Annotated in this window: 21 protein-coding genes; 14 read left to right on the forward strand and 7 right to left on the reverse strand. The window is 68.7% G+C overall.

The window, feature by feature from the left end; all coding sequences use genetic code 11:
• Nucleotides 1-24: 24 nt before the first annotated feature.
• Nucleotides 25-612 (reverse strand): NADPH-dependent FMN reductase, encoded by a 588-nt coding sequence (locus ACFC06_RS10735; protein ID WP_375929541.1) that lies wholly within the window; start codon nucleotides 610-612, stop codon nucleotides 25-27.
• A 141-nt stretch (nucleotides 613-753) separates the two neighbouring features.
• On the opposite strand from ACFC06_RS10735, the gene ACFC06_RS10740 reads away from it, so the two are divergent.
• From ACFC06_RS10740 to ftsX, 6 genes are all read left to right on the forward strand, one after another.
• Entirely contained in the window at nucleotides 754-1,611 is an 858-nt protein-coding gene (locus tag ACFC06_RS10740) for a helix-turn-helix transcriptional regulator (protein ID WP_375929542.1), read from the forward strand.
• Between the two features lie 55 nt (nucleotides 1,612-1,666).
• Complete coding sequence (prfB, locus tag ACFC06_RS10745) at nucleotides 1,667-2,785, forward strand: peptide chain release factor 2 (protein WP_375929543.1); 1,119 nt, start codon at nucleotides 1,667-1,669, stop codon at nucleotides 2,783-2,785.
• Between the two features lie 73 nt (nucleotides 2,786-2,858).
• On the forward strand, nucleotides 2,859-3,716 hold the full coding sequence (locus tag ACFC06_RS10750) for a mechanosensitive ion channel family protein (protein WP_375929544.1): 858 nt from the start codon (nucleotides 2,859-2,861) through the stop codon (nucleotides 3,714-3,716).
• The gene (locus tag ACFC06_RS10755; protein WP_375929545.1) at nucleotides 3,703-3,852 is read left to right on the forward strand and encodes a hypothetical protein; all 150 of its coding nucleotides are present in this window, start codon (nucleotides 3,703-3,705) and stop codon (nucleotides 3,850-3,852) included. The genes ACFC06_RS10750 and ACFC06_RS10755 overlap by 14 nt, the downstream gene beginning before the upstream one ends.
• A 60-nt stretch (nucleotides 3,853-3,912) precedes the next feature.
• Nucleotides 3,913-4,602, forward strand: a complete 690-nt coding sequence (gene ftsE, locus ACFC06_RS10760) for a cell division ATP-binding protein FtsE (RefSeq protein ID WP_375929546.1) — start codon at nucleotides 3,913-3,915, stop codon at nucleotides 4,600-4,602.
• Entirely contained in the window at nucleotides 4,602-5,504 is a 903-nt protein-coding gene (gene ftsX, locus ACFC06_RS10765; protein WP_375929547.1) for a permease-like cell division protein FtsX, read from the forward strand. The genes ftsE and ftsX overlap by 1 nt, the downstream gene beginning before the upstream one ends.
• Nucleotides 5,505-5,519: 15 nt before the next feature.
• Here ftsX and ACFC06_RS10770 read toward each other — a convergent pair whose 3' ends face one another.
• The gene (locus tag ACFC06_RS10770; RefSeq protein ID WP_375929548.1) at nucleotides 5,520-5,945 is read right to left on the reverse strand and encodes a MerR family transcriptional regulator; all 426 of its coding nucleotides are present in this window, start codon (nucleotides 5,943-5,945) and stop codon (nucleotides 5,520-5,522) included.
• Between the two features lie 22 nt (nucleotides 5,946-5,967).
• Between ACFC06_RS10770 and ACFC06_RS10775 the strand changes: the two genes are divergently transcribed.
• Entirely contained in the window at nucleotides 5,968-6,729 is a 762-nt protein-coding gene (locus ACFC06_RS10775; RefSeq protein WP_375929549.1) for an alpha/beta fold hydrolase, read from the forward strand.
• Here the strand turns inward: ACFC06_RS10775 and ACFC06_RS10780 are convergent.
• Nucleotides 6,662-8,164 carry a glycosyltransferase family 39 protein gene (locus tag ACFC06_RS10780; protein ID WP_375929550.1) on the reverse strand — a complete coding sequence of 501 codons (1,503 nt, stop codon included), beginning with the start codon at nucleotides 8,162-8,164 and terminating at the stop codon, nucleotides 6,662-6,664. The genes ACFC06_RS10775 and ACFC06_RS10780 overlap by 68 nt on opposite strands.
• 131 nt (nucleotides 8,165-8,295) lie before the next feature.
• Between ACFC06_RS10780 and ACFC06_RS10785 the strand changes: the two genes are divergently transcribed.
• Complete coding sequence (locus ACFC06_RS10785) at nucleotides 8,296-9,690, forward strand: acyl-CoA dehydrogenase family protein (RefSeq protein WP_375929551.1); 1,395 nt, start codon at nucleotides 8,296-8,298, stop codon at nucleotides 9,688-9,690.
• A 32-nt stretch (nucleotides 9,691-9,722) separates the two neighbouring features.
• The gene (locus ACFC06_RS10790; RefSeq protein WP_375929552.1) at nucleotides 9,723-10,937 is read left to right on the forward strand and encodes an acyl-CoA dehydrogenase family protein; all 1,215 of its coding nucleotides are present in this window, start codon (nucleotides 9,723-9,725) and stop codon (nucleotides 10,935-10,937) included.
• Between the two features lie 399 nt (nucleotides 10,938-11,336).
• On the opposite strand, the gene ACFC06_RS10795 is transcribed toward ACFC06_RS10790, so the two are convergent.
• Together ACFC06_RS10795 and ACFC06_RS10800 are read right to left on the reverse strand one after the other, a co-directional pair.
• On the reverse strand, nucleotides 11,337-12,029 hold the full coding sequence (locus ACFC06_RS10795; protein WP_375929553.1) for a hypothetical protein: 693 nt from the start codon (nucleotides 12,027-12,029) through the stop codon (nucleotides 11,337-11,339).
• Nucleotides 12,019-12,576, reverse strand: coding sequence for a hypothetical protein (locus ACFC06_RS10800; protein WP_375929554.1), 558 nt, complete (start codon nucleotides 12,574-12,576; stop codon nucleotides 12,019-12,021). The genes ACFC06_RS10795 and ACFC06_RS10800 overlap by 11 nt, the downstream gene beginning before the upstream one ends.
• A gap of 258 nt (nucleotides 12,577-12,834) precedes the next feature.
• Between ACFC06_RS10800 and ACFC06_RS10805 the strand changes: the two genes are divergently transcribed.
• Genes ACFC06_RS10805 through ACFC06_RS10815 form a run of 3 tightly spaced genes read left to right on the forward strand, consistent with a single transcriptional unit; the run spans nucleotide 12,835 to nucleotide 20,817 of the window.
• A complete protein-coding gene (locus ACFC06_RS10805) occupies nucleotides 12,835-18,252 on the forward strand; it encodes a glutamate synthase-related protein (RefSeq protein ID WP_375929555.1) in 5,418 nt (1,805 codons plus the stop codon).
• Nucleotides 18,249-19,988, forward strand: coding sequence for a sulfite reductase flavoprotein subunit alpha (locus tag ACFC06_RS10810; protein WP_375929556.1), 1,740 nt, complete (start codon nucleotides 18,249-18,251; stop codon nucleotides 19,986-19,988). The genes ACFC06_RS10805 and ACFC06_RS10810 overlap by 4 nt, the downstream gene beginning before the upstream one ends.
• A complete protein-coding gene (locus ACFC06_RS10815; RefSeq protein WP_375929557.1) occupies nucleotides 19,978-20,817 on the forward strand; it encodes a hypothetical protein in 840 nt (279 codons plus the stop codon). The genes ACFC06_RS10810 and ACFC06_RS10815 overlap by 11 nt, the downstream gene beginning before the upstream one ends.
• A gap of 18 nt (nucleotides 20,818-20,835) precedes the next feature.
• Here the strand turns inward: ACFC06_RS10815 and ACFC06_RS10820 are convergent, their stop codons facing one another.
• Complete coding sequence (locus ACFC06_RS10820; RefSeq protein WP_375929558.1) at nucleotides 20,836-21,411, reverse strand: maleylpyruvate isomerase family mycothiol-dependent enzyme; 576 nt, start codon at nucleotides 21,409-21,411, stop codon at nucleotides 20,836-20,838.
• A 62-nt stretch (nucleotides 21,412-21,473) separates the two neighbouring features.
• Here ACFC06_RS10820 and ACFC06_RS10825 point away from each other — a divergent pair, with 62 nt between their 5' ends.
• Nucleotides 21,474-21,662 (forward strand): hypothetical protein, encoded by a 189-nt coding sequence (locus ACFC06_RS10825; protein ID WP_375929559.1) that lies wholly within the window; start codon nucleotides 21,474-21,476, stop codon nucleotides 21,660-21,662.
• 2 nt (nucleotides 21,663-21,664) lie between these two features.
• Here ACFC06_RS10825 and ACFC06_RS10830 read toward each other — a convergent pair whose 3' ends face one another.
• Entirely contained in the window at nucleotides 21,665-22,627 is a 963-nt protein-coding gene (locus tag ACFC06_RS10830; protein WP_375929560.1) for a DUF5996 family protein, read from the reverse strand.
• A gap of 123 nt (nucleotides 22,628-22,750) precedes the next feature.
• Between ACFC06_RS10830 and ACFC06_RS10835 the strand changes: the two genes are divergently transcribed.
• Complete coding sequence (locus tag ACFC06_RS10835; RefSeq protein WP_375929561.1) at nucleotides 22,751-23,734, forward strand: diiron oxygenase; 984 nt, start codon at nucleotides 22,751-22,753, stop codon at nucleotides 23,732-23,734.
• Nucleotides 23,735-23,769: the final 35 nt, after the last annotated feature.

The raw sequence follows: 23,769 nt of genomic DNA on the forward strand, positions 1-23,769 counted from the left end.
CCCTGCCCAGCACGATCGCGCGCGTCAGGCCGCCACGGCCGACCTCGCCGCGACCAGAGCGCTTGCCCACCAGTGCAACTGATCGAGCATCGCCCGCGCGGCAGCCTCGAAATCGGCGGGTTCGCGAAGCCGGCCTTCCTCGTCGAAGAGCAGGTAGTACCGCGGAAACGAGACGTAGTTGCGCACGGTATGGGCATTGAGTTCGTTGAACACCTGACGCAGGTGCTCGATGGCGAGCAGGCCGCCCGAGGCGCCGCTGTAGCCGACGAAGCCGATGGTCTTGGCGTCCCACTGGGTGAAGTGCCAGTCGATGACACTCTTCAAAGCCGCGGGATAGCTGCGGTTGTAGTCGGGAGTGACCACGACGAACGCGTCCGCGGCCGCCAGACGCTCGGTCAGCCGGGCCATCCCCGCCGGACGGACCGGGTCGGGGTCCAGCGCGGGCGACACCGCGGGCAAGGCGGCGGGCACCTCGACCTCGGCCAGGTCGATCACGTCGACCTCGAACCGCTCGTCGACCTGCCGGGCGAACCAGTTCGCGACCACGGGTCCGAACCGCCCCTCCCGGACGCTGCCGATGACGATCGCGAGCTTCAGTGGCTGTGTGGACACGCTGTCCTCCTGTGTCGATTCCGGCCCCGATCGGCCGGTGACACCCACTTTCCCGCTGGGCGATCCGCGCAGGGAGACCACGCTGAGAGTGGTAGTGGCACGGCCACTGTCGACCCCTCCCCCGCCGGTACCGTCGACGAGGTGAGCGACAACGAACTCGGCCTCTTCCTGCGGGCCCGCCGCGAAGCGGTCTCCCCCGCCGAGGTCGGCCTGCCCAGGGGACCCCGCCGACGCACCCCGGGCCTGCGCCGCGCCGAGGTGGCGATGCTGGCCGGAGTCAGCGTCGAGTACCTGACCCGGCTGGAGCAGGGGCGGGATCGGCATCCCTCGCCGCCGGTGCTCTCCGCGCTGGCCGACACGCTGCGGTTGAGTCCCCGGGAGCGGGTGCATCTGCATCAACTGACCAAAGGGCTGTCGGGGTTCAGTTGTGGGGCCGCCGAGCAGGGGCCCAATCGGACGGTCCGGCCCACGGTGCGTGCGATTCTCGAGCAGCTCGAGCCCGCGCCCGCCGCGATCACCAACCGGTTCACCGAGGTGCTCGCGTGTACCGAGGGGTATCGCAGGCTGATGGCGCCGAGTGGGCTGTTCGAACAGGGAGAGCCCGCCAATGTGGCGCGATTCGTCTTCACCCATCCCGGCGCGCGGGAGCTGTATCCGGACTGGGACGCGGCCGCCGACAAGCTGGTGGCCTCGCTGAAGCAGGGGCCTTTCCGGGCCGATCCGGTGGTGGCCGCGCTGGTCGACGAACTCACGGTGACCGCCGGTAGCGCGTTCACCGAGCGGCTGGCGACACTGCCGGGGTTGCCGCCCTCGGGCGGGGTCGACCGGATCAGTCATCCCGAGGTGGGTGAGCTGCGGCTGGCGTATGAATCGCTGGAGCTGTCCATCGACGACGACCAGTCGCTGTATGTCCTGCTGCCCGCCGACGCGGCGAGCGCGGCGGCGCTGGACGGGCTGGTCGGGCGGCGGCCCGGTGGCCTGCGGGCCGTGGCGGGCTGACGCGGCGGGTGCGCGTGTTTCACCGTGTCGGAGGCGACCGGTAACCTTGGGAATCGTGCATCCTGACGTTATCGCCGATCTGGCCGAACTCGACACCACGCTCAAGACGGTCGAGTCGGTCCTCGATGTCGAGGAGCTGCGCCGTCGCATCGACGAGCTCGAGCATCAGGCCGCCGATCCGGAGCTGTGGAACAACCAGGACCACGCCCAGCAGGTGACCAGCGAGCTCTCGCACGCGCAGAGTGAGCTGCGCCGCGTGGAGGACCTGCGTCAGCGCCTCGAAGACCTGCCGGTGCTCTACGAGCTGGCCGAGGCCGAGGAGGGCGCGGCCGCCGCGGAGGCCACCGCCGACGCCGACGCCGAGCGGGCCACGCTGCGCATCGACATCGAGGCGATGGAGGTGCGCACCCTGCTCTCCGGCGAGTACGACAAGCGGGACGCGCTGGTCAACATCCGCTCCGGCGCCGGTGGCGTGGACGCCGCCGACTGGGCGCAGATGCTGATGCGCATGTACATCCGCTGGGCCGAGCGGCACAAGTACTCGGTGGAGGTCTACGACACCTCCTACGCCGAGGAGGCGGGTATCAAGAGCGCCACCTTCGCGGTGAAGTCGCCCTACGCCTACGGCACCCTCTCGGTCGAGATGGGCACCCACCGCCTGGTGCGGATCAGCCCGTTCGACAACCAGGGCCGCCGCCAGACCTCCTTCGCCGAGGTCGAGGTGCTGCCGGTGGTGGAGACCACCGACCACATCGAGATCCCCGACGGTGACGTGCGCGTGGACGTGTACCGCTCCTCCGGTCCGGGTGGTCAGTCGGTCAACACCACCGACTCCGCGGTGCGCCTGACCCACATCCCCACCGGCATCGTGGTGACCTGCCAGAACGAGAAGTCGCAGCTGCAGAACAAGATCTCGGCCATGCGCGTGCTGCAGGCCAAGCTGCTCGAGCGCAAGCGCCAGGAGGAGCGCGCCCAGATGGACGCGCTCAAGACCAACGAGGGCGCGTCCTGGGGCAACCAGATGCGTTCCTACGTGTTGCACCCGTACCAGATGGTCAAGGACCTGCGCACCAATCATGAGGTGAACAACCCCACGGCGGTGCTCGACGGCGACATCGACGGCTTCATCGAATCCGGAATCCGTTGGCGCATGCGCGATCAGGCCGACGCGTAGCCATCGATTCGCTCGGCGCGGTGCGCGTCCGCGCGTTTGACCTGGCACCGTGACCGGCCTGTAACCTTTTCGTGTGAACGACCACCTCGCGATCGAGACCGCCCCCGAGATCACCGCCTGGCTACGATCCAGCGGGCTCGAGATCGTGCTGCTCGTCGTCGGAGCGATGCTGTTCGGGCGCTTCGCCGCGTTCATCCGCGACCGGGTGACCAGCAAGATCGACTCCGGTTTCCACTCCAGCGACGCGCTGGTCCGCACCGAAGCGGCCAAGCACCGGCACGCCCTGGCCCAGGTCATCACCTGGGTGGTGCTGACCATCGTCTACGTGCTGGTCGGCATCGAGGTCCTGCGCAGGCTGGGCTTCGCGGTGACCGGGCTGGTCGCGCCGGCGGCGGTGCTCGGTGCCGCGCTCGGTTTCGGCGCCCAGCGCATCGTGCAGGACATCCTGGCCGGGTTCTTCCTCATCACCGAACGTCAGTACGGCTTCGGTGACGTGGTGAGCATCGCGGTCACCGGTTCGGGCGATCCGGCCGAGGGCACCGTCGAGGACGTCACCTTGCGCATCACCACGCTGCGCAATTCCGACGGCGAGGTGATCACCGTCCCCAACGGCCAGATCGTGAAGGTGACGAACCTGTCCAAGGACTGGGCCCGCGCCGCCATCGACGTGCCGGTATCGGCCCAGGCCGACATCACCAAGATCAACGAAGTACTGCACGAGGTGTGTACCACCGCCTATCAGGACCGCAAGCTCGAGCCGCTGCTGCTCGACGAGCCGTCGGTGATGGGTGTGGAAGGTCTCACCCTCGACGAGATGAACATCCGGATGGTTGCCCGCACATTGCCGGGCAAGCAATTCGAAGTGGGTCGCGAGCTGCGCGTACGGGTCGCCGCGGCGCTGCGGAAGGAAGGAATCAGTGAAACCACGTAAGTCCACGGCGATCCTGATGGCCGCGTGGCTGTCGACGTTCGTCGTCTATGTGCTCGTCAAGCCGGTCGAGAAGGCCGACACTCCACCGACGACCCTGCTCAACACCGTCCCGGCCTGGGTCGATCCGACGCGCTGAGGCCGCCGGTGCCCGTCACCGGCCAGGTCACCGGGCGGTCGCTGGCTACACTGGCTCCCCGTGATCACCATGCGCAACGTCACCAAGTCGTACAAGACCTCGACGCGGCCGGCGCTGGACAACGTTTCCGTCGACGTGGACAAGGGCGAGTTCGTCTTCATCATCGGTCCGTCCGGTTCGGGGAAGTCGACTTTCATGCGGCTGCTGCTCAAGGAGGAGTCGCCGACCGCGGGCGAGATCCGGGTGGCCGACTTCCGGGTCGACCGGTTGCCGGGCCGCAAGGTGCCCAAGCTGCGCCAGCGCATCGGCTGCGTGTTCCAGGACTTCCGGCTGCTGCAGCAGAAGACGGTGGAGCAGAACGTGGCCTTCGCGCTGGAGGTGATCGGCAAGCGGCGCCAGTTCATCGACCGCACGGTGCCCGAGGTGCTCGACATGGTCGGCCTCGGCGGCAAGGGCAACCGGTTGCCCTCGGAGCTGTCCGGTGGTGAGCAGCAGCGGGTGGCGATCGCGCGCGCGTTCGTCAACCGGCCGCTGGTGCTGCTGGCCGACGAGCCCACCGGCAATCTCGATCCCGAGACCAGCGCCGACATCATGGCGCTGCTGGAACGGATCAACCGCATCGGCACCACGGTGCTGATGGCCACGCACGACAATCACATCGTCGACGCCATGCGCAGGCGGGTGGTGGAACTCGACCACGGCAGACTCGTGCGCGACGAGGCGACCGGCGTCTACGGGGTGGGGCGATAATGCGACTGAGTTTCCTGTTCACCGAGGTCGCCGACGGCCTGCGCCGCAATCTGACGATGACCGTCGCGATGATCCTGACCACCGCGGTGTCGCTGATGATGCTCGGCGGCGGCATGCTGTCGGTGCGGATGGCCGACAAGACCGAGAACTTCTTCATCGGCCGGCTCGAGGTGCGTTTCTATCTCGACGACGCCGTCTCCGACACCGACCCGGACTGCGCGGCCGAGCCGTGCAAGTCGCTGCTGGCCGACCTGAAGTCGACCTCGGGCGTGGAGAGCGTGCAGTTCCTCAACCGCGCCGACGCGCTGGAGGAGGCCAAGAAGCTCTTCGCCGATCAGCCGGAGATGGTGCAGTACATCAGCGATTCGCCGCTGCCCGCCTCGCTGCGGGTGAAGATGACCGACGCCGACCAGTACCAGCACATCTACGACAGTTTCGCGACGCGCCAGGGCGTGCGGATCGTGGCCAACGACAAGGAGTTCGTCGACCGGCTGGTGAGCCTGTTCGACGGGCTGCGCAACGCGGCGTTCGGCCTGGCGCTGGTGATGGCGCTGGCGGCCATGCTGCTGGTGCTGAACATGGTGCAGATCGCCGCGTTCACCCGGCGCACGGAAGTCGGCATCATGCGCCTGGTGGGCGCGACGCGCTGGTATACCCAGCTGCCGTTCCTGCTCGAGGCGGTGGCGGCGGCGTTCGTCGGCTCGGTGCTGGCGGTGCTGGGTCTGGTGATCGCGCGGCCGCTGGTGATCGACCGGGCGCTGGGTCCGCTCTTCGACAGCAATGTCTTCCCGCGCATCACCGGTGACGACATCGCGGTGGTCGCGCTGACCATCGCGCCGATCGGCATCGTCTTCGCGGCGGCGACGGCCTATCTCACGCTCCGGTTCTACGTGCGCGAGTGAGTCGCGCGGCGGGACCTACGCCGGTCCCGCCGCGGCTCGGCTCGCTGACGGATCGGCGTGGGCGAGGCTGGCGTCGAGCTGCGCGGTCAGCTGGGCGCGCTGCCGGTCGAGGACCTCGATGCGGCGGTTCAGTTCGGCCGTGCGCTCGGCCATCACCCGCACCGACATCTCGCAGGCCTGCACCGGGCCGTCCGCGGGCGCGCACGGGAGCAGCGCGGCGATGTCGTCGGTGGTCAGTCCGGCGGCGAGCAGTTCGCGGATCCGTTCGACGGTGCGCAGCGCGTCCTCGGGGTAGGTGCGATAGCCGTTGGGATCGCGGTGGGGCCGCAGCAGGCCCTGTTCCTCGTAGTAGCGCAGCAGGCGCGCGGCGACGCCGGTGCGCCGGGCCAGTTCACCGATCAGCATGTGATCTCCCGCTCCGGGCTTGACCTTCCCATCCATGTGAATACCTAACTTCGCTGACATGACAGCGATTCCCTTGCAGACCACCGTCCACGGCTCGGGCCCCGGCCTCGTCCTCGCCCATGGGGCCGGGGGCGGGATCGAGGCCAACTTCGGCCCGGTGATTCCCGCGCTCGCCCGCACCCACACCGTGGTCGGCTCCGACTATCCGGCCGACGACACCCCGCTGACCCTCGACGGCCTCGCCGACGCCCTGGTGGCCGCCGCGGTCGCGGCGGGCGTGGAGACCTTCACCATCGCCGGGTTCTCCCTCGGCACCGCGGTGGCCGTGCGCGCGGCCGCCCGTCATCCCGAACGGGTCACCGGGCTGCTGCTCACCGCGGGGTTCGCCGCACCGGACAATCGCGCGCGGCTGATCGTGCGGAGCTGGCAGGACCTGATCGATCGCGAGGACCGCGCCGATTTCGCGCGCCTGGCCCTGGTGACGGGCTTCTCTCCGCGCTACCTCGACGACCTGTCCCGCGAGACCGTCGACGAACTCGTGGACGGGATCGGCGCCTCGATTCCCGGCGGCACCCGGCAGCAGGCGGACCTGGTCGACCGGGCCGACACCACCGCCGACCTGCCCGGCATCACGGTGCCGACCCTCGTCGTGGCCACCACCGCCGACCTGCTGATCGACCCCGCCAACTCCCGCGCGCTCGCCGCCGCGATACCCGGCGCCGAATACGCCGAGATCGACGCCGGGCACGTGGTCATGGCGGAGCAGCCGGACGCCTGGGAGAAGCTCCTGACCGACTTCCTGGAGCGCCACCGGCTCTGAGGCCGGACCCGGGATCACCCCAAGGTGCGCAGGTGGGGCCACAGTTCGGACCAGGGTCGGCGCGGGGTTCGCGGCAGACGTACAGCGGGGCACCCTGTTCGTCGTTGTCGATCCCGAGGCCGTTGTCGATCACGCCCGCCGGTTCGACGCTCGCGCACAACGCGATGAGCCGGTCGTGGTCGAGGCCGACGGTGAGGACCGTGGTCGCGGTGTCGGGCGGTGGGCCCCACCACCAGTACGCGTTGTGGCCCGAATACGGTGTGGGCAGGCCGTATTCGGCGCCGTAGTGCTCGATGGCGCCCGCTTCGCCGTAGTTGGCGGTGAGGATCGCCGCGCCGGGCGGGTACGCGGCCGCCACCTGATCGACGAAGCGGGGCCAGCCGATGGTCTCGCCCGCGTCGTAGTTCACCGCGAGCATCGGCGAGTCCGGGACGGCCGCGACCGGCAGCAGCGGCAGGAACAGCGAGGCGGACAGCACCGCGTTCACGGCGACGACGGAACCCGCTGCCGCCCAGCGTTTCCGGTTCTCGCCGAGCCACCGCGTCAGCCCCACGACACCGGCCGCGAGCAGCACCGGATACATCCCGCCGAGGTAGTACGCCTTGCCTCCCGCGACCAGGAAGACCACGACCAGCAGGCCGTAGGCGAGAGCGAAGGCCCGGTACGGCGAGCGCCACAGCCGCCACAGGCCATACATCCACAGCGGCACCAGCAGCGGACCGATCAGCCCGAACTGCAAGAGCACGAACATGATCGGTGAGTCCGAGGTACCCGAGGAACCGGCGGCGATGGCCCGGCTCAGCGTCCACTGGGGCCAGCCGTTGCTCGACTGCCACCACAGGTAGGGCGCGGTGAGGATCGCCGCGAGCCCGATCGACATCGGAAAGTACCTGTTGACGAGCACTTTTCGCTGCGATGTCAGCAGAAGGGCCAGGACGAGCACGGCGACCGGCACGACGATCAGCACCTTGTTCTGCACACCGACCCCCACCGCCCCACCGACGGCGAGCCACCATCGCGGGTCGGCCCCGCGCACCAGTTTCAGTACCAGCAGGCTGATCAGCGACCAGACCGCCAGCTCGACGATCGTCGTCCCGAACAGGTGCCCCGCACCCTGCACGAGGGCCGCGCTCGCCACCGCCGCGGCGGTCAGTATCCGCGCGCCCCGGCCGCCGCCGAGCACGCCCGCCATCAGCCCGGCGCACACCACCGCGCCGGTGGCGGCGAGGACGGCGGGCAGCCGCAACAGCCACAGCGCGTCGGGATCGATCGACGCCGCCAGCCGCGCGAGGGCGGGCACGAGTGGTGGCTGATCGGGATAACCCCAGTCCAGGCGCTGTCCGGCGGCCAGGAAGTACAGCTCGTCGCGGTGGTAGCCGTAGCGCGGGGAGGTCAGCAACAGGACGAGCGCGAAGGCCGACACCAGGACAGACACCAGTCCAGCGTGACAGAATCCGGCGATTCTCCCAAGGGATCATTGCATTTCTTACTCCAGAGTAAGATAGTCTTACCGAGGAGTAAGATAGGCGGGGCAGCCAGTGTCCCGACAGCCGAGGAAATCAGGTGATGATGAGCACTCGAGACAGCGCGACCAAGCGACGTCCGAACGACACGTCCGCGGTCGGCCTCAGCCAGCCCAAGCGGGACTGGATGGGCACCGCGATGCGCGCTTTGACGACCATTACCGGGTCGGAGCTCGCCGAGAAGTACAACTTGCGCAAGCCCATCGAGCGAGTCACCTACGAGGGCACCAAGACCGGGTTCCGCACGCTGGGCGCGGCCACCCGCACCTTCGCCAAGGTCACCGGTGGCGGCAAGCCGCAGCGTCTGGCCGACAACGAGTCCAAGACCAAGGACTACTTCGACCTCACCCCGTCCGACGAGCAGCAGATGATCGTCGAGACCGTGAAGGACTTCGCCGGCGAGATCCTGCGCCCGGCCGCCTACGAGGCCGACGGTGCCGCCAAGGCCCCGCGCGACCTGCTCGAGCGCGCCGCCGAACTCGGCATCACCCTGATCAATGTGCCCGAGGAGCTCGAGGGCGCCGCCTCCGAGCGTGGCGCGGTCACCAACTCCCTGGTCGCCGAGGCCCTCGCGCACGGTGACATGGGCCTGGCGCTGCCGATCCTGGCGCCCAGCGGTGTCGCCGTGGCGCTGTCGCAGTGGGGCACCGACGCCCAGCAGAAGACCTACCTGCCCGCCTTCACCGGCGAGAACGTGCCGCAGGCCTCGGTGGTCATCGCCGAGCCGCGCGCGCTGTTCGACCCGTTCGCGCTGCAGACCAAGGCCACCCGCTCCCCCAGCGGCTACCGCCTCAATGGCGTGAAGAGCCTGGTCCCGGCCGCGGCCGACGCCGAGCTGTTCATCGTGGCCGCCGAGCTCGACGGGCGCCCGGCGCTGTTCGTCGTCGAGTCCGACTCCGCGGGCCTGTCGGTCGAGGCCGACCCGAGCATGGGTCTGCGCGCCGCGGGCCTGGGCAGGCTGATCCTGGACAACGTGGCCGTGAGCACCGACGCCGTGCTCGGCGACGGTGACGCCGTCGCCCGCGCCGCCGAGTACACCGACGCCGTGCAGCTGGCGCGCCTGGGCTGGGCCTCGCTGGCCATCGGCACCGGGCAGGCCGTGCTCGACTACGTGATCCCCTACGTGAACGAGCGTGAGGCGTTCGGCGAGCCGATCTCGCACCGTCAGGCGGTGGCCTTCATGGTCGCCAACATGGCCATCGAGCTCGACGGCCTGCGGCTCGTGACCCTGCGGGGTGCGTCACGCGCCGAGCAGGGCCTGTCGTTCCACCGCGAGGCGGCGCTGGCGCGCAAGCTGGCCACCGACAAGGGCATGCAGATCGGTCTGGACGGCGTGCAGCTGCTCGGCGGCCACGGCTTCACCAAGGAACACCCGGTCGAGCGCTGGTACCGCGACCTTCGTGCCATCGGCGTCGCCGAGGGCATCGTGCTGGTGTAACGGCCCGTTTCTTATCTTCCAGGAGACTTCCCATGATCAATCTCGAACTCCCCAAGAAGCTGAAGGCGAGCGCCAACCAGGCCCACCAGGTCGCCTCCCAGATCTTCCGTCCGATCTCGCGCAAGTACGACCTCGCCGAGCACGACTACCCGGTCGAGCTCGACACCATGGCCGCCATGATCGAGGGCCTGTCGGACTCCGGCACCCAGAAGATCGGTGGCGCCGCCGGTGGCCGCGGTGACGAGCCCGGCACCGACCTGGTCGCCAATGCCAACGGCGGCAACATGTCCGCGCTGCTCAACGCGCTGGAGACCTCCTGGGGCGATGTCGGCCTGATGCTGACCATCCCCTACCAGGGTCTGGGCAACGCGGCCATCGCCGCGGTCGCCACCGACGAGCAGCTGGCCCGCTTCGGCAAGGTGTGGGCAGCCATGGCCATCACCGAGCCGTCGTTCGGTTCCGACTCCGCCGCCGTCACCACCACCGCCGTGCTCGACGGCGACGAGTGGGTGCTCAACGGCGAGAAGATCTTCGTCACCTGTGGCGAGCGGGCCACCCACATCGTGGTGTGGGCCTCGGTCGACAAGAGCCTGGGCCGCGCGGCGATCAAGTCCTTCGTCGTCCCGCGTGACGCTCCTGGCCTGTCGGTGGCGCGGCTCGAGCACAAGCTCGGCATCAAGGCCTCCGACACCGCCGTGCTGCTGCTGCAGGACTGCCGGATTCCCGCCGACAACATCCTCGGCTCGCCGGAAGTCAACGTGGAGAAGGGTTTCGCGGGGGTCATGCAGACCTTCGACAACACCCGTCCGCTGGTGGCCGCCATGGCCATCGGTGTGGCCCGCGCCGCGCTCGAGGAACTGCGGTCCATCCTCACCGGCGCCGGTGTCGAGATCTCCTACGACACCCCCGCCATGAACCAGCACGCCGCCGCCGCCGAGTTCCTGCGCATGGAAGCCGACTACGAATCGGCCTACCTGCTGGCCCTGCGCGCGGCCTGGATGGCCGACAACAAGAAGCCCAACTCCCTCGAGGCTTCCATGTCCAAGGCCAAGGCAGGCCGCACCGGCACCGACGTCTCCCTCAAGGCCGTCGAACTGGCGGGCAGCCTCGGCTACTCCCAGCGCCTGCTCCTGGAGAAGTGGGGCCGCGACTCGAAGATCCTCGACATCTTCGAAGGCACCCAGCAGATCCAGCAGCTCATCGTGGCCCGCCGCGTCCTCGGAAAGTCCTCCGCCGAGCTGAAGTGACCCGCTAGACAACGGAATCCGGTGCGAGGCGATTTGCTGTCCCGCACCGGATTTCTTGTTTCGGACGCCTGCCATATCGAATCTCGGGGCACTCAGCCCGCCTCCAGGCCGTCCCTGGCAGGAAGGTCCAAGATATTAACCGGGGCCGCTACAGGCTAGCGGGCGCGCTCGTGGCTGGACGTGAGCAAGTGTCGCCGTTGTTCGTCCAGTCACCCGGTTTCCTCGGCGCCGCAGAAGGGAGCATCTACTGAGCGCCATTCGCGGCCGGAATACGCTATACCCATAACTGGCGCCACGATGACGCGCACGGCTGGCAGATCATCGCCGCCTGTGCAGAGTCAACCACCTGACGCGGGCCGACCCCGCGATGACGACAGTGCACGGGCCGACGTCGATGAATCAGTAGCGCCCGTACTGTCGCGGTTGCCGGGCCATGTGCGCGTCCGCCGCCGCTTTCAGCTCACTGGCCACCGAATCGATGCCACGCTGGGCTGCGGCCACCGCCAAGTCCAGGTAGACGTGAAATTCCGCCGAACCACGGCCGAGGACGACCCCAGAGACCTTCTGACGATTCTCGACGTGGATCAGGACGGCATCTCCCTCGATGGCAATGACGACCAGCTTGTCGAACCGCCACTCCCTGGTGGTCTTGCCGCCCGTGAAGATCACCCGGGAAGTGGTGATCACCGCCTGGCCGAAGTCGACGGATGTCTGCAGCTCGGGTCCGGGCACATACGTACCCCGGTAGCTGCCGGTGCGGTACCAGACACCTCTGGCGATGCGAACGCTCACTCCCGACGAACTGCCGGATGAATGACCCCGCTGCTTCCTCGGCTCGATCAGCCGACAGGTGTCGGCGAACAACGCCGTCTCGCCAGACTTCAGCACCACGCCGTAATCCGTTCCGCCGCCACCGCGTGACACCCTCCGCGCCACCGCGACAAGTGTGTCGAGTCGATCCTGTTCGGTCTGCCACTGCGCCAGTTCGAGGTAGAAGGACCGTTCCGCCTGGGTATCCCGGCCGTCTCCACGGCCCGCGGGCGATCGGTCACGATCACCGGCGCCGCTTCGCCACCAGCGCTTACCTGTCACGAGCGTCGTTCAGTTGCTGCATCAAGACTGTGTCACCGGTCTTGATGTTGTCGGGATGGAAGACCTTGGTCAACGCCCTGAACATCGCCTCGGCACGACCGGTGTCGACGTGTCCGAACAGCTGCGCTGCCCAGGTCTCACCGCCGGCGGGCCCATCGAACCGCTCCGCCGATTCCCGCCGCAGTCGCTGGACGCTGGTACGTAGTTGTTCGATCTCGTCCCGGAGTTGCTCGATGTAGACAAGCTGCTGCCTGGCAGTGGTGTCCATCGCGTCGTACCTCCGCTTCCAGTCCGCAGCATCACCGGCGATGTGGTCGCCGGCGGTTCGTTCGTCGAGCCGCTCCACCCGCGCGTCGAGCCGCTCGAAGGTGGAAAGGAGCGCGGTGACGTCGACCCTGATGTGCCATTCGACATTGGCCCTGTCATAGGTGCGTGAGCGCTGCGGGATCGCCGTCTTGAGCGCGTCGAGCAGCTGGTCGTCGCGGCGGCTGAAAGCGATCACCCAGTAGTCATCCCTGGCTTCGACAGAAACGGTCGTCTGTGCCACGTACCCCCCTGACCCTTGAGCCCAACCCCGCGAGAACGAACTCTATTGTTGCGCAATGCTTGTCAACCGGCCAGCGCCAGTCACAAACCTTACGGTCCGGTTTGTTGCGTTGTGAGGGGGTGTGATGCTTGACGCTCGGGGACTTAGCTGAGGCTTAGTTAGGCTAGGCTCTGCTCATTTGCCGTTGTGCTGGATGGGGCGGCAGAGGAAGACAGAGTGGGTGCGTCGTTGGTGGCGCGGGCCGAGGAGAATCGTCGTTTGAGTGGGCTGTATGACGCGGCGCTGGAGAAGAGCAGTTGCGGGGTCGGGTTTCTGACGCGCAAGGACGGCGTGCAGACGCACGAGATCATCCACAAGCTGCACGAGGCGCTGTGTGCGGTGCCGCATCGTGGCGGGATGTCGTCGGAGGGTGTGGGTGACGGGGCGGGTGTGAACCTGGATCTGTCGCTGCGGTTCTTCAGCGAGGTCACCGGGCGTGCGCTGACGCCCGGGCAGTTCGGTGTGGGCAACTTCTTCCTGCCCACCGATCCGGCGTTCCACGGCGAGGCCGAGGCCGTCGTCGAGCAGGCGCTGCGCGCGCAGGGCTTCGAGATCCTGTGCACCCGCGAAGTGCCCGTCGACGACGCCGCCATCCGCCCGGCGGCGACGAAGTACCAGCTGCCGATCCGCCAGTGGGTGTTCCTGGCCGACGACGATCGCAAGATCCACGACGCGCTCATGGCGATCGAGGCCATCGCCTACACGCGTCCGGAACTGCTCGGGATGTATCCGCTCTCGCTGAGCGCGCGCACCCAGGTGCTCAAGGGCAGGCTCAACTCGAACGAGGTGGTGCCCTACTTCCGCGATCTGAACGATCCGTGGATGGAGGTGCACTCGATGTTCTTCCACACCCGGTTCTCCACCAACACCGCGCCCAACGCGACGATGGCCCAGCCGTTCCGGCTGATGGCCCACAACGGTGAGCTCAACACCGACAAGAAGAACCGCCTCTCGGAGAACGCCATCGCGCTGGCCCGCAACCGGGCCATCATCCGCCCGCAGGGCCAGTCCGACAGCTGTCGCCTCGACCAGACCCTGCAGAACCGGGTGCTCGAGGACGAGCTCGACCTGGTCACCGCCGTGGTCGCGATGATGCCGCCGGCCTGGGAGAACGACACCACCCTGTCCCCGCAGGTCACCGCGATGCTGGAGTACTTCAGCCTCTACGAGGAGAAGAACGACGGCCCGGCCGCGCTGATCTTCGGCAACGGCACCATCATCGGCGCCCGCCTGGACCGTCTCGGCCTGCGCCCGCTGCGCACCGTGGAGACCGCCGAGTACCTGGGCGTGATGTCGGAGGCGGGGCAGGTGTATTTCCCGCCGGAGCAGGTCACCCATCGTGGGCGCATCGAAGCGGGCGGCATGCTCTACTTCGATCACGCGCAGCGCCGCTCCTACACCACCACCGAGGCGCTGGAGATGCTGGCCGCGCGCCACGACTACCCGGCCATGCTGACCGAGGCGCGCACGAATCTGGCCGACCTGCCGCCGGTGCCGCCGGTGGGCCAGGGCTCGCCCGCCCGCTACGACGGCGATCTCACCCGCCATCAGCGCTACGTCGCCTACTCGCTCAATCAGGAGAGCTTCAAGTTCCTGATGGACCCCATGCTGGCCACCGGCCAGGAGAAGATCTCCGCGATGGGTTACGGCGCGGCGATCAACGCCCTGTCCGACCAGGAGGGCGGGGTCGCCAAGTACTTCTCGCAGCGGTTCGCGCAGGTCACCAACCCGCCGCTGGACAGCATCCGCGAGGCCGACGGCATGACGCTGCGGGTGGCGCTGGGCGCCAAGCCCAACAGCGGCGCCACCGCCGCACCGCAGATCGTGGTGCGCTCGCCGATCCTCACCCACCTCGACATGCTCAAGATCCGCGATCAGCGGCAGACACCGGTGCGCCGGTTCGGCATGCGCTACCGGGTCGACCTCACCGACGCGCGGGCCAATGCCGAGGCGCTGGTGGCCGCGATCGACGCGCTGTGCGACGAGATCGAGGCCTTCGCCCGCGAATCCGGTGGTATCGCGGTGATCACCGACCGGCACGTGTCGGCCGAGCGGGCGGCCATGCCGCTGATCATGGTGGTCTCGGCGATCAATCAGCGGCTGATCGAACAGGGCCTGCGCCTGCGGGTCTCGGTGATCGCCGAGAGCGGGCAGCTGTGCTCCTCGCACCACATCGCCGCCGTGCTCGGGTTCGGCGCGTCGGCGGTGTATCCGCTGGCGGTGCAGATGCGCGCGGAGGAGAAGTTCGGTGACGACGCCGACGCGGCGTTCAAGCATTTCGCCAAGGCGGCCGAGAAGTCGCTGATGAAGACCATGGGCCGGGTCGGACTGTGCACGGTCGAGAGCTATATCGGCGGCGAGTTCTTCGAGCCGAACTATCTCGACACCGCAGACCCGGTGCTGCACAAGTACTTCCCCAATGTGGTCTCGCCGGTGGCGGGCGTCGGCTTCCCGACGCTGGCCGCGGCCGTCGCGGACTGGCACGCGCGCGCGCTCACCGTGACCGGCGACAAGGACATCCCGCTGCTGGGCCTGTTCAAGGAGCGCGCCGAGGGCGCGGGCCACTCCTACGGCACCACCGCGGTGCGCGGCTTCGTCGACATGACCGAGGAGGCCATCTCCTTCGACGACACCGCCCGCCCCGACAACCCGGCCATGACCGACGCCACCTTCCTGCGGCTGCTGCCGCTCAACCAGCTCGAGGGCGCCTTCGGACTCGACGACGAGGCCTACCGCAACACCAGCTTCGACCAGCTCACCCCGCGCGCGGTCGACAGCTTCGACATCACCCCCGGCTACCGCCACTTCGTGCGGGCGATGAACGCCGAGCGCACCCGTCGCCCGGCCGCGCTGCGCGATGTGCTCGCGCTGCCCGCGGATGTGAACTTCGTGCACACCGCCGAGGAGTTCCGCGCGGAGATGGGCCAGTTCGCCCGCGCCGGGAACAACGACTTCCAGGTGCGGGGCCTGTCCTGCGAGCGGGTCGACGGCGAGTTCGTGCTGCGGCTGGCGCACGGACCCGAACGGCTCGCCGTGCTGGCGGAGTCGCTGTACGCGCGCTTCGGCACCGCGATCGAACACCACGAGATCGCCGACGACGCGCTGCGCCTGCGCGCCACCGGCGAGGCCGAGCGCTACCTGAGCGCGGTGCGTTCCGCGCCGGAATCGATTCCGCTGCACCAGGTGCAGCCCGCCAGCGAGATCACCGGCACCCTCGCCTCGGGCGCGATGAGTCACGGCGCGCTGGTGGCCCCGGCGCACGAGGCGGTCGCGCACGGCACCAATATGGTCGGCGGGATGTCCAACTGCGGTGAGGGCGGCGAGCACATCACCCGCTACGGCACCATCCGCGGTTCGCGGATCAAGCAGTTCGCCTCGGGGCGCTTCGGGGTGTGGTCGGGCTATCTGGCCGACCCGATGCTGCAGGAACTCGAGATCAAGATCGGTCAGGGCGCCAAGCCCGGCGAGGGCGGTCAGCTGCCCGCGCCGAAGGTGACCGTGGAGATCGCGGCGGCGCGTGGCGGCACGCCCGGTGTCGAACTCGTCTCTCCCCCACCGCATCACGACACCTACTCGATCGAGGACCTCGCCCAGCTCATCCACGACTGCAAGGCGGCGCGGGTGCGGGTGATCGTGAAACTGGTGTCCTCGGAGGGCATCGGCACGATCGCGGTCGGTGTGGCCAAGGCCGGTGCCGATGTCATCAATGTCGCGGGCAATACCGGCGGCACGGGCGCGGCGGCGGTGACGAGCCTCAAGTACGCGGGCCGTTCCGCCGAGATCGGTGTCGCCGAGGTGCATCAGGCGCTGTGCGCCAACGGGATTCGCCAGAAGGTGATCCTGCGCTGTTCGGGCGCGCACCAGACCGCCGGTGACGTGGTGAAATCGGCGCTGCTGGGTGCCGACAGCTTCGAGTTCGGCACCACCGCGCTGATGATGCTCAAGTGCGTGATGGCCAAGAACTGCAATATCAAGTGCCCGGCCGGTCTCACCACCAATGCCGAAGTGTTCGAGGGCGATCCGCGCGCGCTGGCGCAGTATCTGCTCAACATCTCCCACGAGGTGCGCGAGATCCTGGCGACGCTGGGCCTGCGCTCGCTGCGCGAGGCGCGCGGGCGCAGCGACCTGCTGCACCTGCACGATCATCCCTCCAGCATCGGCACCCTGGATCTGCGCCGCATGCTCGAGGTCGCCGAGGAGGTGATCGTGGCGGACCCGATCTATATGGAGAAGGACTTCACGATCGACGACGCCTTCCTCGAGCGGCTCGATCTGGGCGGTGTGTCCTTCGCGCCGGTGGCGCTGACCAACCGGAACAAGAGCGTCGGCGGGCAGCTCGCCATCGATATCGAGCGCCTGCTCAACCACCAGGGCGCCGACGGACCCGCGGTCACCACCGACGATCGCGGCCGCCGGTATCTGCTGCCCGACAGCGTCACCGTCACCACCACCGGTTCGGCGGGCCAGAGCTACGGCGTGTTCTGCACCGACGGAATGACGTTGAGCCACACCGGAACCTGCAACGACGGTGTCGGCAAGAGCGCCTGCGGCGGCACCATCGTGGTGCGCTCGCCCGGCGGCGGTGCCGAGGGCGCCAATGTGCTGATCGGCAACTTCGCGCTGTTCGGGGCCTCCGGTGGCCGATTATTCGTGGAGGGCCAGGCCGGTGACCGGTTCGCGGTGCGCAATTCCGGCGCCACCGCGGTGGTCGAGGGCGTGGGCGAATTCCTGTGCGAGTACATGACCAACGGCGCGGTGCTCAATATCGGCGGCTTCGGCAAGGGCGTAGCCAACGGCATGAGCGGCGGGTTCCTCTACCAGTACAACCCCGACGGCGACCTCGCCGCGAAGGTGAGCGCCGACTCGGTCCTGGTCCTGCCGATCATCGACGCGCCGTTCCACGAGATGGCCGCGCGGACCATGCTCGAATGGCATGTCGCCGCCACCGGTTCGGCGAAAGGCCGTGCGCTGCTCGAGGATTGGGACAGCACCCGGCACCTGCTCAGCTACGCCATGCCGCGCGCGCTGCTGCAGTACCAGGACTCCGACGCGATCCTGGCCGCCAAGACCCGCCGCGAACTGCTCGACGAGCTCGCCGCGGCGCTGGCCGGACACCAGGTGCGCAAGTTCAAGCTGTCCTACCGCGAGCAGCGCACCGTCCTCGACGGCTCGGTGCCCGGCTACGGTGACACCGACAGCGAGGAGATGTTCGCCCTGCTCAACACCTACACGGTGCTGAACATGGCCCAGCAGCTGGCGCTGTCGCGCATGTCGGGCCCGGCGAAGGTCGACGACCCGGCCGTCGGCAAGGCCGTGCGCAACCTGATCCTCACCGAGGACTTCTTCCTCATCCAGAAGCTGCAGAAGTACGCCCGCGAGGCGATCGACGGCTTCAGCGACGACGATCTCGCCGTCCTCGTCGCCGACAAGCGCCTGGGCGACTACAAGCAGGCGCTGAGCAGGCGCAATGTCCGGTCCATGGACAGCCCCGGCACCTACGGCTGGATCCTGTTCCAGACCGCCAAGAACATCGACAAGATCGGCAGGCTGCCCTCGTTCGAGGAACTGTTCGCCCACCAGGCCGTTCCCGTCGTCGCCCTGTCCGGCCCCACCCTCGAAACGATCACGAGCGCATGAAAATCGCCTACATTCCCGAAGACGCCCCGTTCAACGAGGACCAGCGCGCCTGGCTGTCCGGCTTCCTGGCCGGGCTGCACTCGCGGCTGGCGATGAACCTGTCCGCGCCGCCCGCGGCCGTCACCGACACCGGGGCGCCGCGGCCGCCGCTGCGCATCCTCTACGGCACCCAGACCGGCAATGCCGAGGGCGTGGCCGGGGACGCGGCCGCCGCGGCCAAGGCGCAGGGCTTCGACGCCACCGTCAGCGGGCTCGATGAGATCGCGCTCGACGAGTTCGCCGGGCTGAAGTACGTCCTGATCATCACCTCCACCTACGGCGAGGGCGAGATGCCCGACAACGCCGAATTGTTCTGGGACGCGCTCTCGGCCACCACGGCGCCGCGCCTGGAAGGGGTGGCCTACGGCGTGCTCGCGCTCGGTGACACCGGCTACGACGGGTTCTGCCAGGCGGGCAAGCTCATCGACACCCGCCTCGAGCAGCTCGGCGCGCACCGCATCGTCGGCCGGGCCGACTGCGACATCGACTACGAGACCGCGGCCGCCGAATGGGTGCACAGCGCGGTCTCGACGCTGGTCACCCTGGCCGGGGCCAGCGGCAACCCGGGCACTCCGCCGCCGAGCACGGTGGCCCGCTCCGGCTGGACCCGCAAGAACCCGTACCCGGCGCTGCTGCCGGTGAACCGGGTGCTGTCCGGGGCCGGTTCGGGCAAGGAGATCCGCCACTTCGAGTTCGCGCTCGCCGACAGCGGCATCGTCTACGAGGCGGGCGACGCGCTGGCCGTGGTGCCGGAGAACGATCCGGCGCTGGTCGCGGCCATCACCGAGCACTTCCGGGTCTCGCCCGACACCCTCGTCGACGGCGAACCGCTCGGCGAGCTGCTCGGGCACCGCTACGAGATCAGCACGCCGTCCAAGGATCTGCTCAGCGAGGTGGAGAGCCGCGCCGAGCACGAGGAACTCTCGCACGTGCTGCGCGGCGGGGTGAAGGAGGTCCTGGATCGCTGGCTCTACGGCAAGGACATCCTCGACATCCTGCGCATCGGCGGTGACGCGCTGAGCCTCGAGGAGTTCGTCGGGCTCTTGAAACCCCTTGTGCACCGGGCCTATTCGATCTCGTCGAGCTCGCTGGCGCATCCCGACCACATCCACCTGACCGTGGCCAGCGTGCGCTATCAGGGCGCCGGACGCGAACGCGGCGGGGTGTGTTCGACCTTCCTGGCCGACCGCAGCGAAGGCGCCAAGATCTTCCTGCAGCCCAACAAGCACTTCCGCGTGCCCGGCGACGACGACGCCCCGATGATCATGGTCGGCCCCGGCACCGGCATCGCGCCGTTCCGCGCCTTCCTGCAGGAACGCGAACAGCGCGGCGCGCAGGGCCGCAACTGGCTGTTCTTCGGCGACCAGCACCGCGAACACGACTACATCTACGCCGACGAACTCACCGGCTGGCACGACTCGGGCGTGCTGAACCGCCTCGACCTCGCGTTCTCCCGCGACCAGGCCGAGAAGATCTACGTGCAGACCCGCATGCGCGAGCACGGCGCCGAGCTGTTCGCCTGGCTCGAGGAGGGCGGGCACTTCTACGTGTGCGGTGACGCCACCCGGATGGCCAAGGACGTGGACAAGGCACTGCACGCCCTCGTCGCCGAACACGGTGGGCTCGACGCCGACGGGGCCGACGCCTACGTCAACACGCTCAAGCGCGAGAAGCGGTACGTCCGCGATGTGTACTGACAACCGGCGCTGCGAGCGCTGCCCGGCCCGCCGCATCGCCGGGGGACCCCGCGTGGTCGCCGCGGCGCTGCCCGCCCTGGGCACCGTGGTCTCGGTGACCGCCAACGATGTCGCCCTGCTCAGCCAGACCGGTGAATACCAGCAGCCCGCGCTGCCCGGCGAGGCGTTGAGCTGCGGCGATCAGCAGATCGCGCTGCGGGTGCACCCGGGCCTGGTCACCGACACCGTGCTCACCCCGCGCGCGCTGACCCTGGCCGACGCGCACGGCACCCACCGCGCCTACCTCACCCCGATGTCGGATCGGCTCGTGGTGGAGGCGCTGGAAACGGCGCCCGAGGCCGAGCCCGAACCCGATCTCGCGCTGGACTGGACGACGGTGAACTGGCGCGAGACCGATCAGATCACCCACCTCGACGACCTGTCCCCGCAGCGCTACCGGGTGCTGCCGTTCACCGGCGCGCGGCGCGTCGACGAGCGGGTGGTGCCGCATCTGCTGACCCATCTCACCGAGGTCAGCCTGGCCCACACCGTCGCCGTCCCCGGCGGCGGGTGCGTGCAGCTGCATCGCGGGCGCGCGGCGATGGCCGAGTGGGCGGGCGGGCACGTGGCGGTGATGTACAACGCGGCGCGATACGCGCTGGACCCGGCGCTGCTGGCCGAATGCTGGGTCACCGAGGCGCACGGCGTCGCCGGGAAGACCTCGGCCGTGGAGCTCTACGACCACCAGAACCGCTGCGTCACGGTGCTCACCCAGACCGGGCCGGTGTGTCATCACCTGCACGACGCGTGGGAGACGGTGATCGCCTCGCTGCCGGATCACCCGGAGTAAGGGGCGTCGGCGCCGGCCTCAGAGGCGGCGGCCGGTCGCGAGGAGCAGGAGGTCGAGCGCGGGCGCCTCGACCCGCTCGGGGCCGGTGCCATGGGTCCAGTCGGCGTCGGTGGCGGTCAGGCGCAGGCCGCGCAGACGCTTGCGGGCGCCGTAGAAACGGCTGGCGACGATGTGATCCAGACAGGCGACGACCTGGTCGGTAGGCGCGGTGCGGGTGCGGCCGAGCGGGCGGGCGATGTCCTGACCGTGCACGATGATGTCGGCCAGCGGGTCGATCGGCGCGGCGCCGGGCGAGCGGCGCGGTGACTCGGCGAAGGACCGCAGCTGGGCGACGAGTTCTCGCGGGGTGTGCCGGGCGGCGCGCGCGACGGCCGCGTCGGCGTTCATCCGGTCCCAGTCACCTCTGGCCCGCACCAGGCCGGCGAGGGTGGCGCCGAGTGTGTCGGCGGTGGTGAGGTGGGCGGCCACCTCGCGCACCGTCCAGTCCGCGCACAGTGAATCGCGCGACCACTCCTCGGGGGTCAATTCCTCGAGGAAATCGGCGAGGTCGAGACGTTCGGCGCGCAGGTCGCGCGCGATGAGTTCACGGTCCATATCGGTGTGGACGGGCCGTGATCGGCGAACTCATCGGCGTTCGCCGTGGAAAGATCGGTCGCATGGGCAGCTCAGGGAATCCGGTCATGATCCTCGGCGTGGCGGGCGGTGTGGCCGTCGGCCTGCTGGTGGCGAACTGGAGTCCGGTGCGGGCGGTGATCTACGCGGTGATCTGGCTGGTGGCGGCGGGGGTGCTGCTGGTGCGGGGGCAGCTACGGCGCAGGTCGGCCGAGGAGCCCGCGGGCGAGTGAGTTCACAGGCGGGTGGTGTCGTCCAGGTGTAGCCGCCGGTCGAGGCGGTGCGGGTCGACATCGAGCAGCTTGCGGTCCCAGTGGGCCAGGTCGGCGGCGGCCGCGTAGGTGGTGTCGAGGAAGTCGAGCAGGGTGGCGTCGGGGTCGGGCGCGGTGCGTACCGCCTCGTAGGGCAGCACGAATTCGCCCAGGTCGGCGTCCCATCGGGCGCCCTGCGGGCCCGCGGGACGGTCGCTGTAGCCCTCCGGCGCCGGGTAGGAGTAGGCGTAGAACATGCCTTCGGTACCGCCGGGCCAGAAGCCCGCGCTGGCGCATTCGCGCGAATACCCCTCCTGCATCACCCAGTCCGCGCAGTTGGGGGCACCGCCCGGGTGCAGCGGGGCGCTTCGGCCGGAGAAACGGGTGCAGGCCAGGTCGAAGGCACCCCAGAACACGTGCACCGGGCTGGATTTCCCGGCGAACCCGGCCCGCCAGAGCGCGAAGACACGGTCGATCTGGACCAGCTGCTGCCAGAACAGGTGCACGGCGTCGGCGTCGTAGGAGCCGTGGGTGGTGTCGTCGGCGAACGGGATGGCCGGGTCGACCTCGTTGGGTGCGGCCTCGATGTCGAGGCTGACGTCGAGACTGTGCAGGATGTCGCGCAGTTCGCCGTAGAAATCGGCGACCGTGCGCGGCCGCAGCACCACACAGGCCCGGCGGCCGTCGCTGGTGCGCAGGTTCAGTTCGTGGTCGACGAAGTCGAATTCGATGTCGAGGACCCGGCCGTCGACCGGGATCGCCGGGCTGCGCAGCCCGCGGGCGCTGATCCGCGAGGTGACGTTCCACCAGTGGTTGATCAGCGCGGTCCCCGACATCTGCAGTTTGCCCACGATCTGCAACCACATGTGCAGGGTGTCGCGGGTATCGGACCAGGAGTCGACGCTCAGCTCGGGCCAGGTGGCGCCGGCGGGGGTGAGACGGGCCATCACTCCATGCTACGTGCGCCGGGTGGGGTGAGCCGGGAGCGTGGACTCGCGCGCGCCACTGTTGTCTGAGACCCCGGGTCTCATATAAAGTGGGACGTGCGCCACACGAAGGAGACATCACCGATGCTGTCGACAACCAAGAACACCGCGACCGATCCCGAGTACCACGAGATCCTGCGCAACCTGTCCGAAGGCTCGGTGAACCGGCACTTCGATCCCTACGTCGACATCGACTGGGATTCGCCCGAGTTCGCCGTACATTCCGACGACCCGCGCTGGATCATGCCCGACGAGGACCCCCTGGGCCGTCACCCCTGGTACAAGGCCCAGCCGGTGGAGAAGCAGATCGCCATGGGCATGTGGCGCCAGGCCGGCATCGCCAAGGTGGGCCTGGACTTCGAGCAGCTGCTCATCCGCGGGCTGATGCAGTACCTGGTCTCGGTACCCAACGGTGATCCGGAATTCCGCTACGTCACGCACGAGGCTGCCGAAGAGTGCAACCACACGATGATGTTCCAGGAGATGATCAACCGCATCGGCTACCGCGATGTGGTCGGCATGGGCACCATCGACCGCAAGCTGACGATGGCCATCTGGCCCGCCGTGAAGTACTTCCCCGAACTGTTCTTCACGATGATCCTGGGCGGCGAGGAGCCGATCGACCACCTGCAGAAGTCGCTGCTGCGCGCCGGTGTCGACCTGCATCCGATGGTGCAGCGCGTCATGCAGATCCATGTGGCCGAGGAGGCCCGCCACATCTCCTTCGCCCACGAGTACCTGCGCCGCAATGTGCCGGGGATGAACCCGCTCACCAAGGCCGTGCTCTCGGTGGCCTTCCCGGTCGCCATGCGGGTGATGCTCGACATGATCATGACCCCGCCCAAGGAGTTCGTCGACAAGTTCGGCATCCCGGCCGAGGTGATGCGCGAGGCGTACTGGGGCAGCGAGGAATCGCAGACCACCATCCGCAACATCTTCGGTGACGTGCGGGCGCTGGCCACCAACAGCGGCATGATGAACCCGGTCGCCAGGCTCACCTGGAAGCTGCTCGGCATCGACGGCCCGGCCACCCGCTACCGCAGCGAACCGGCCCGCAAGGTCGCCTGAGGCAAAGCCGTAGTCCACTGTACACAGCGATGTAC

Origin of the sequence: Nocardia sp. NPDC056064, from assembly GCF_042266925.1 — a bacterium.
Taxonomy (GTDB): Bacteria; Actinomycetota; Actinomycetes; order Mycobacteriales; family Mycobacteriaceae; genus Nocardia.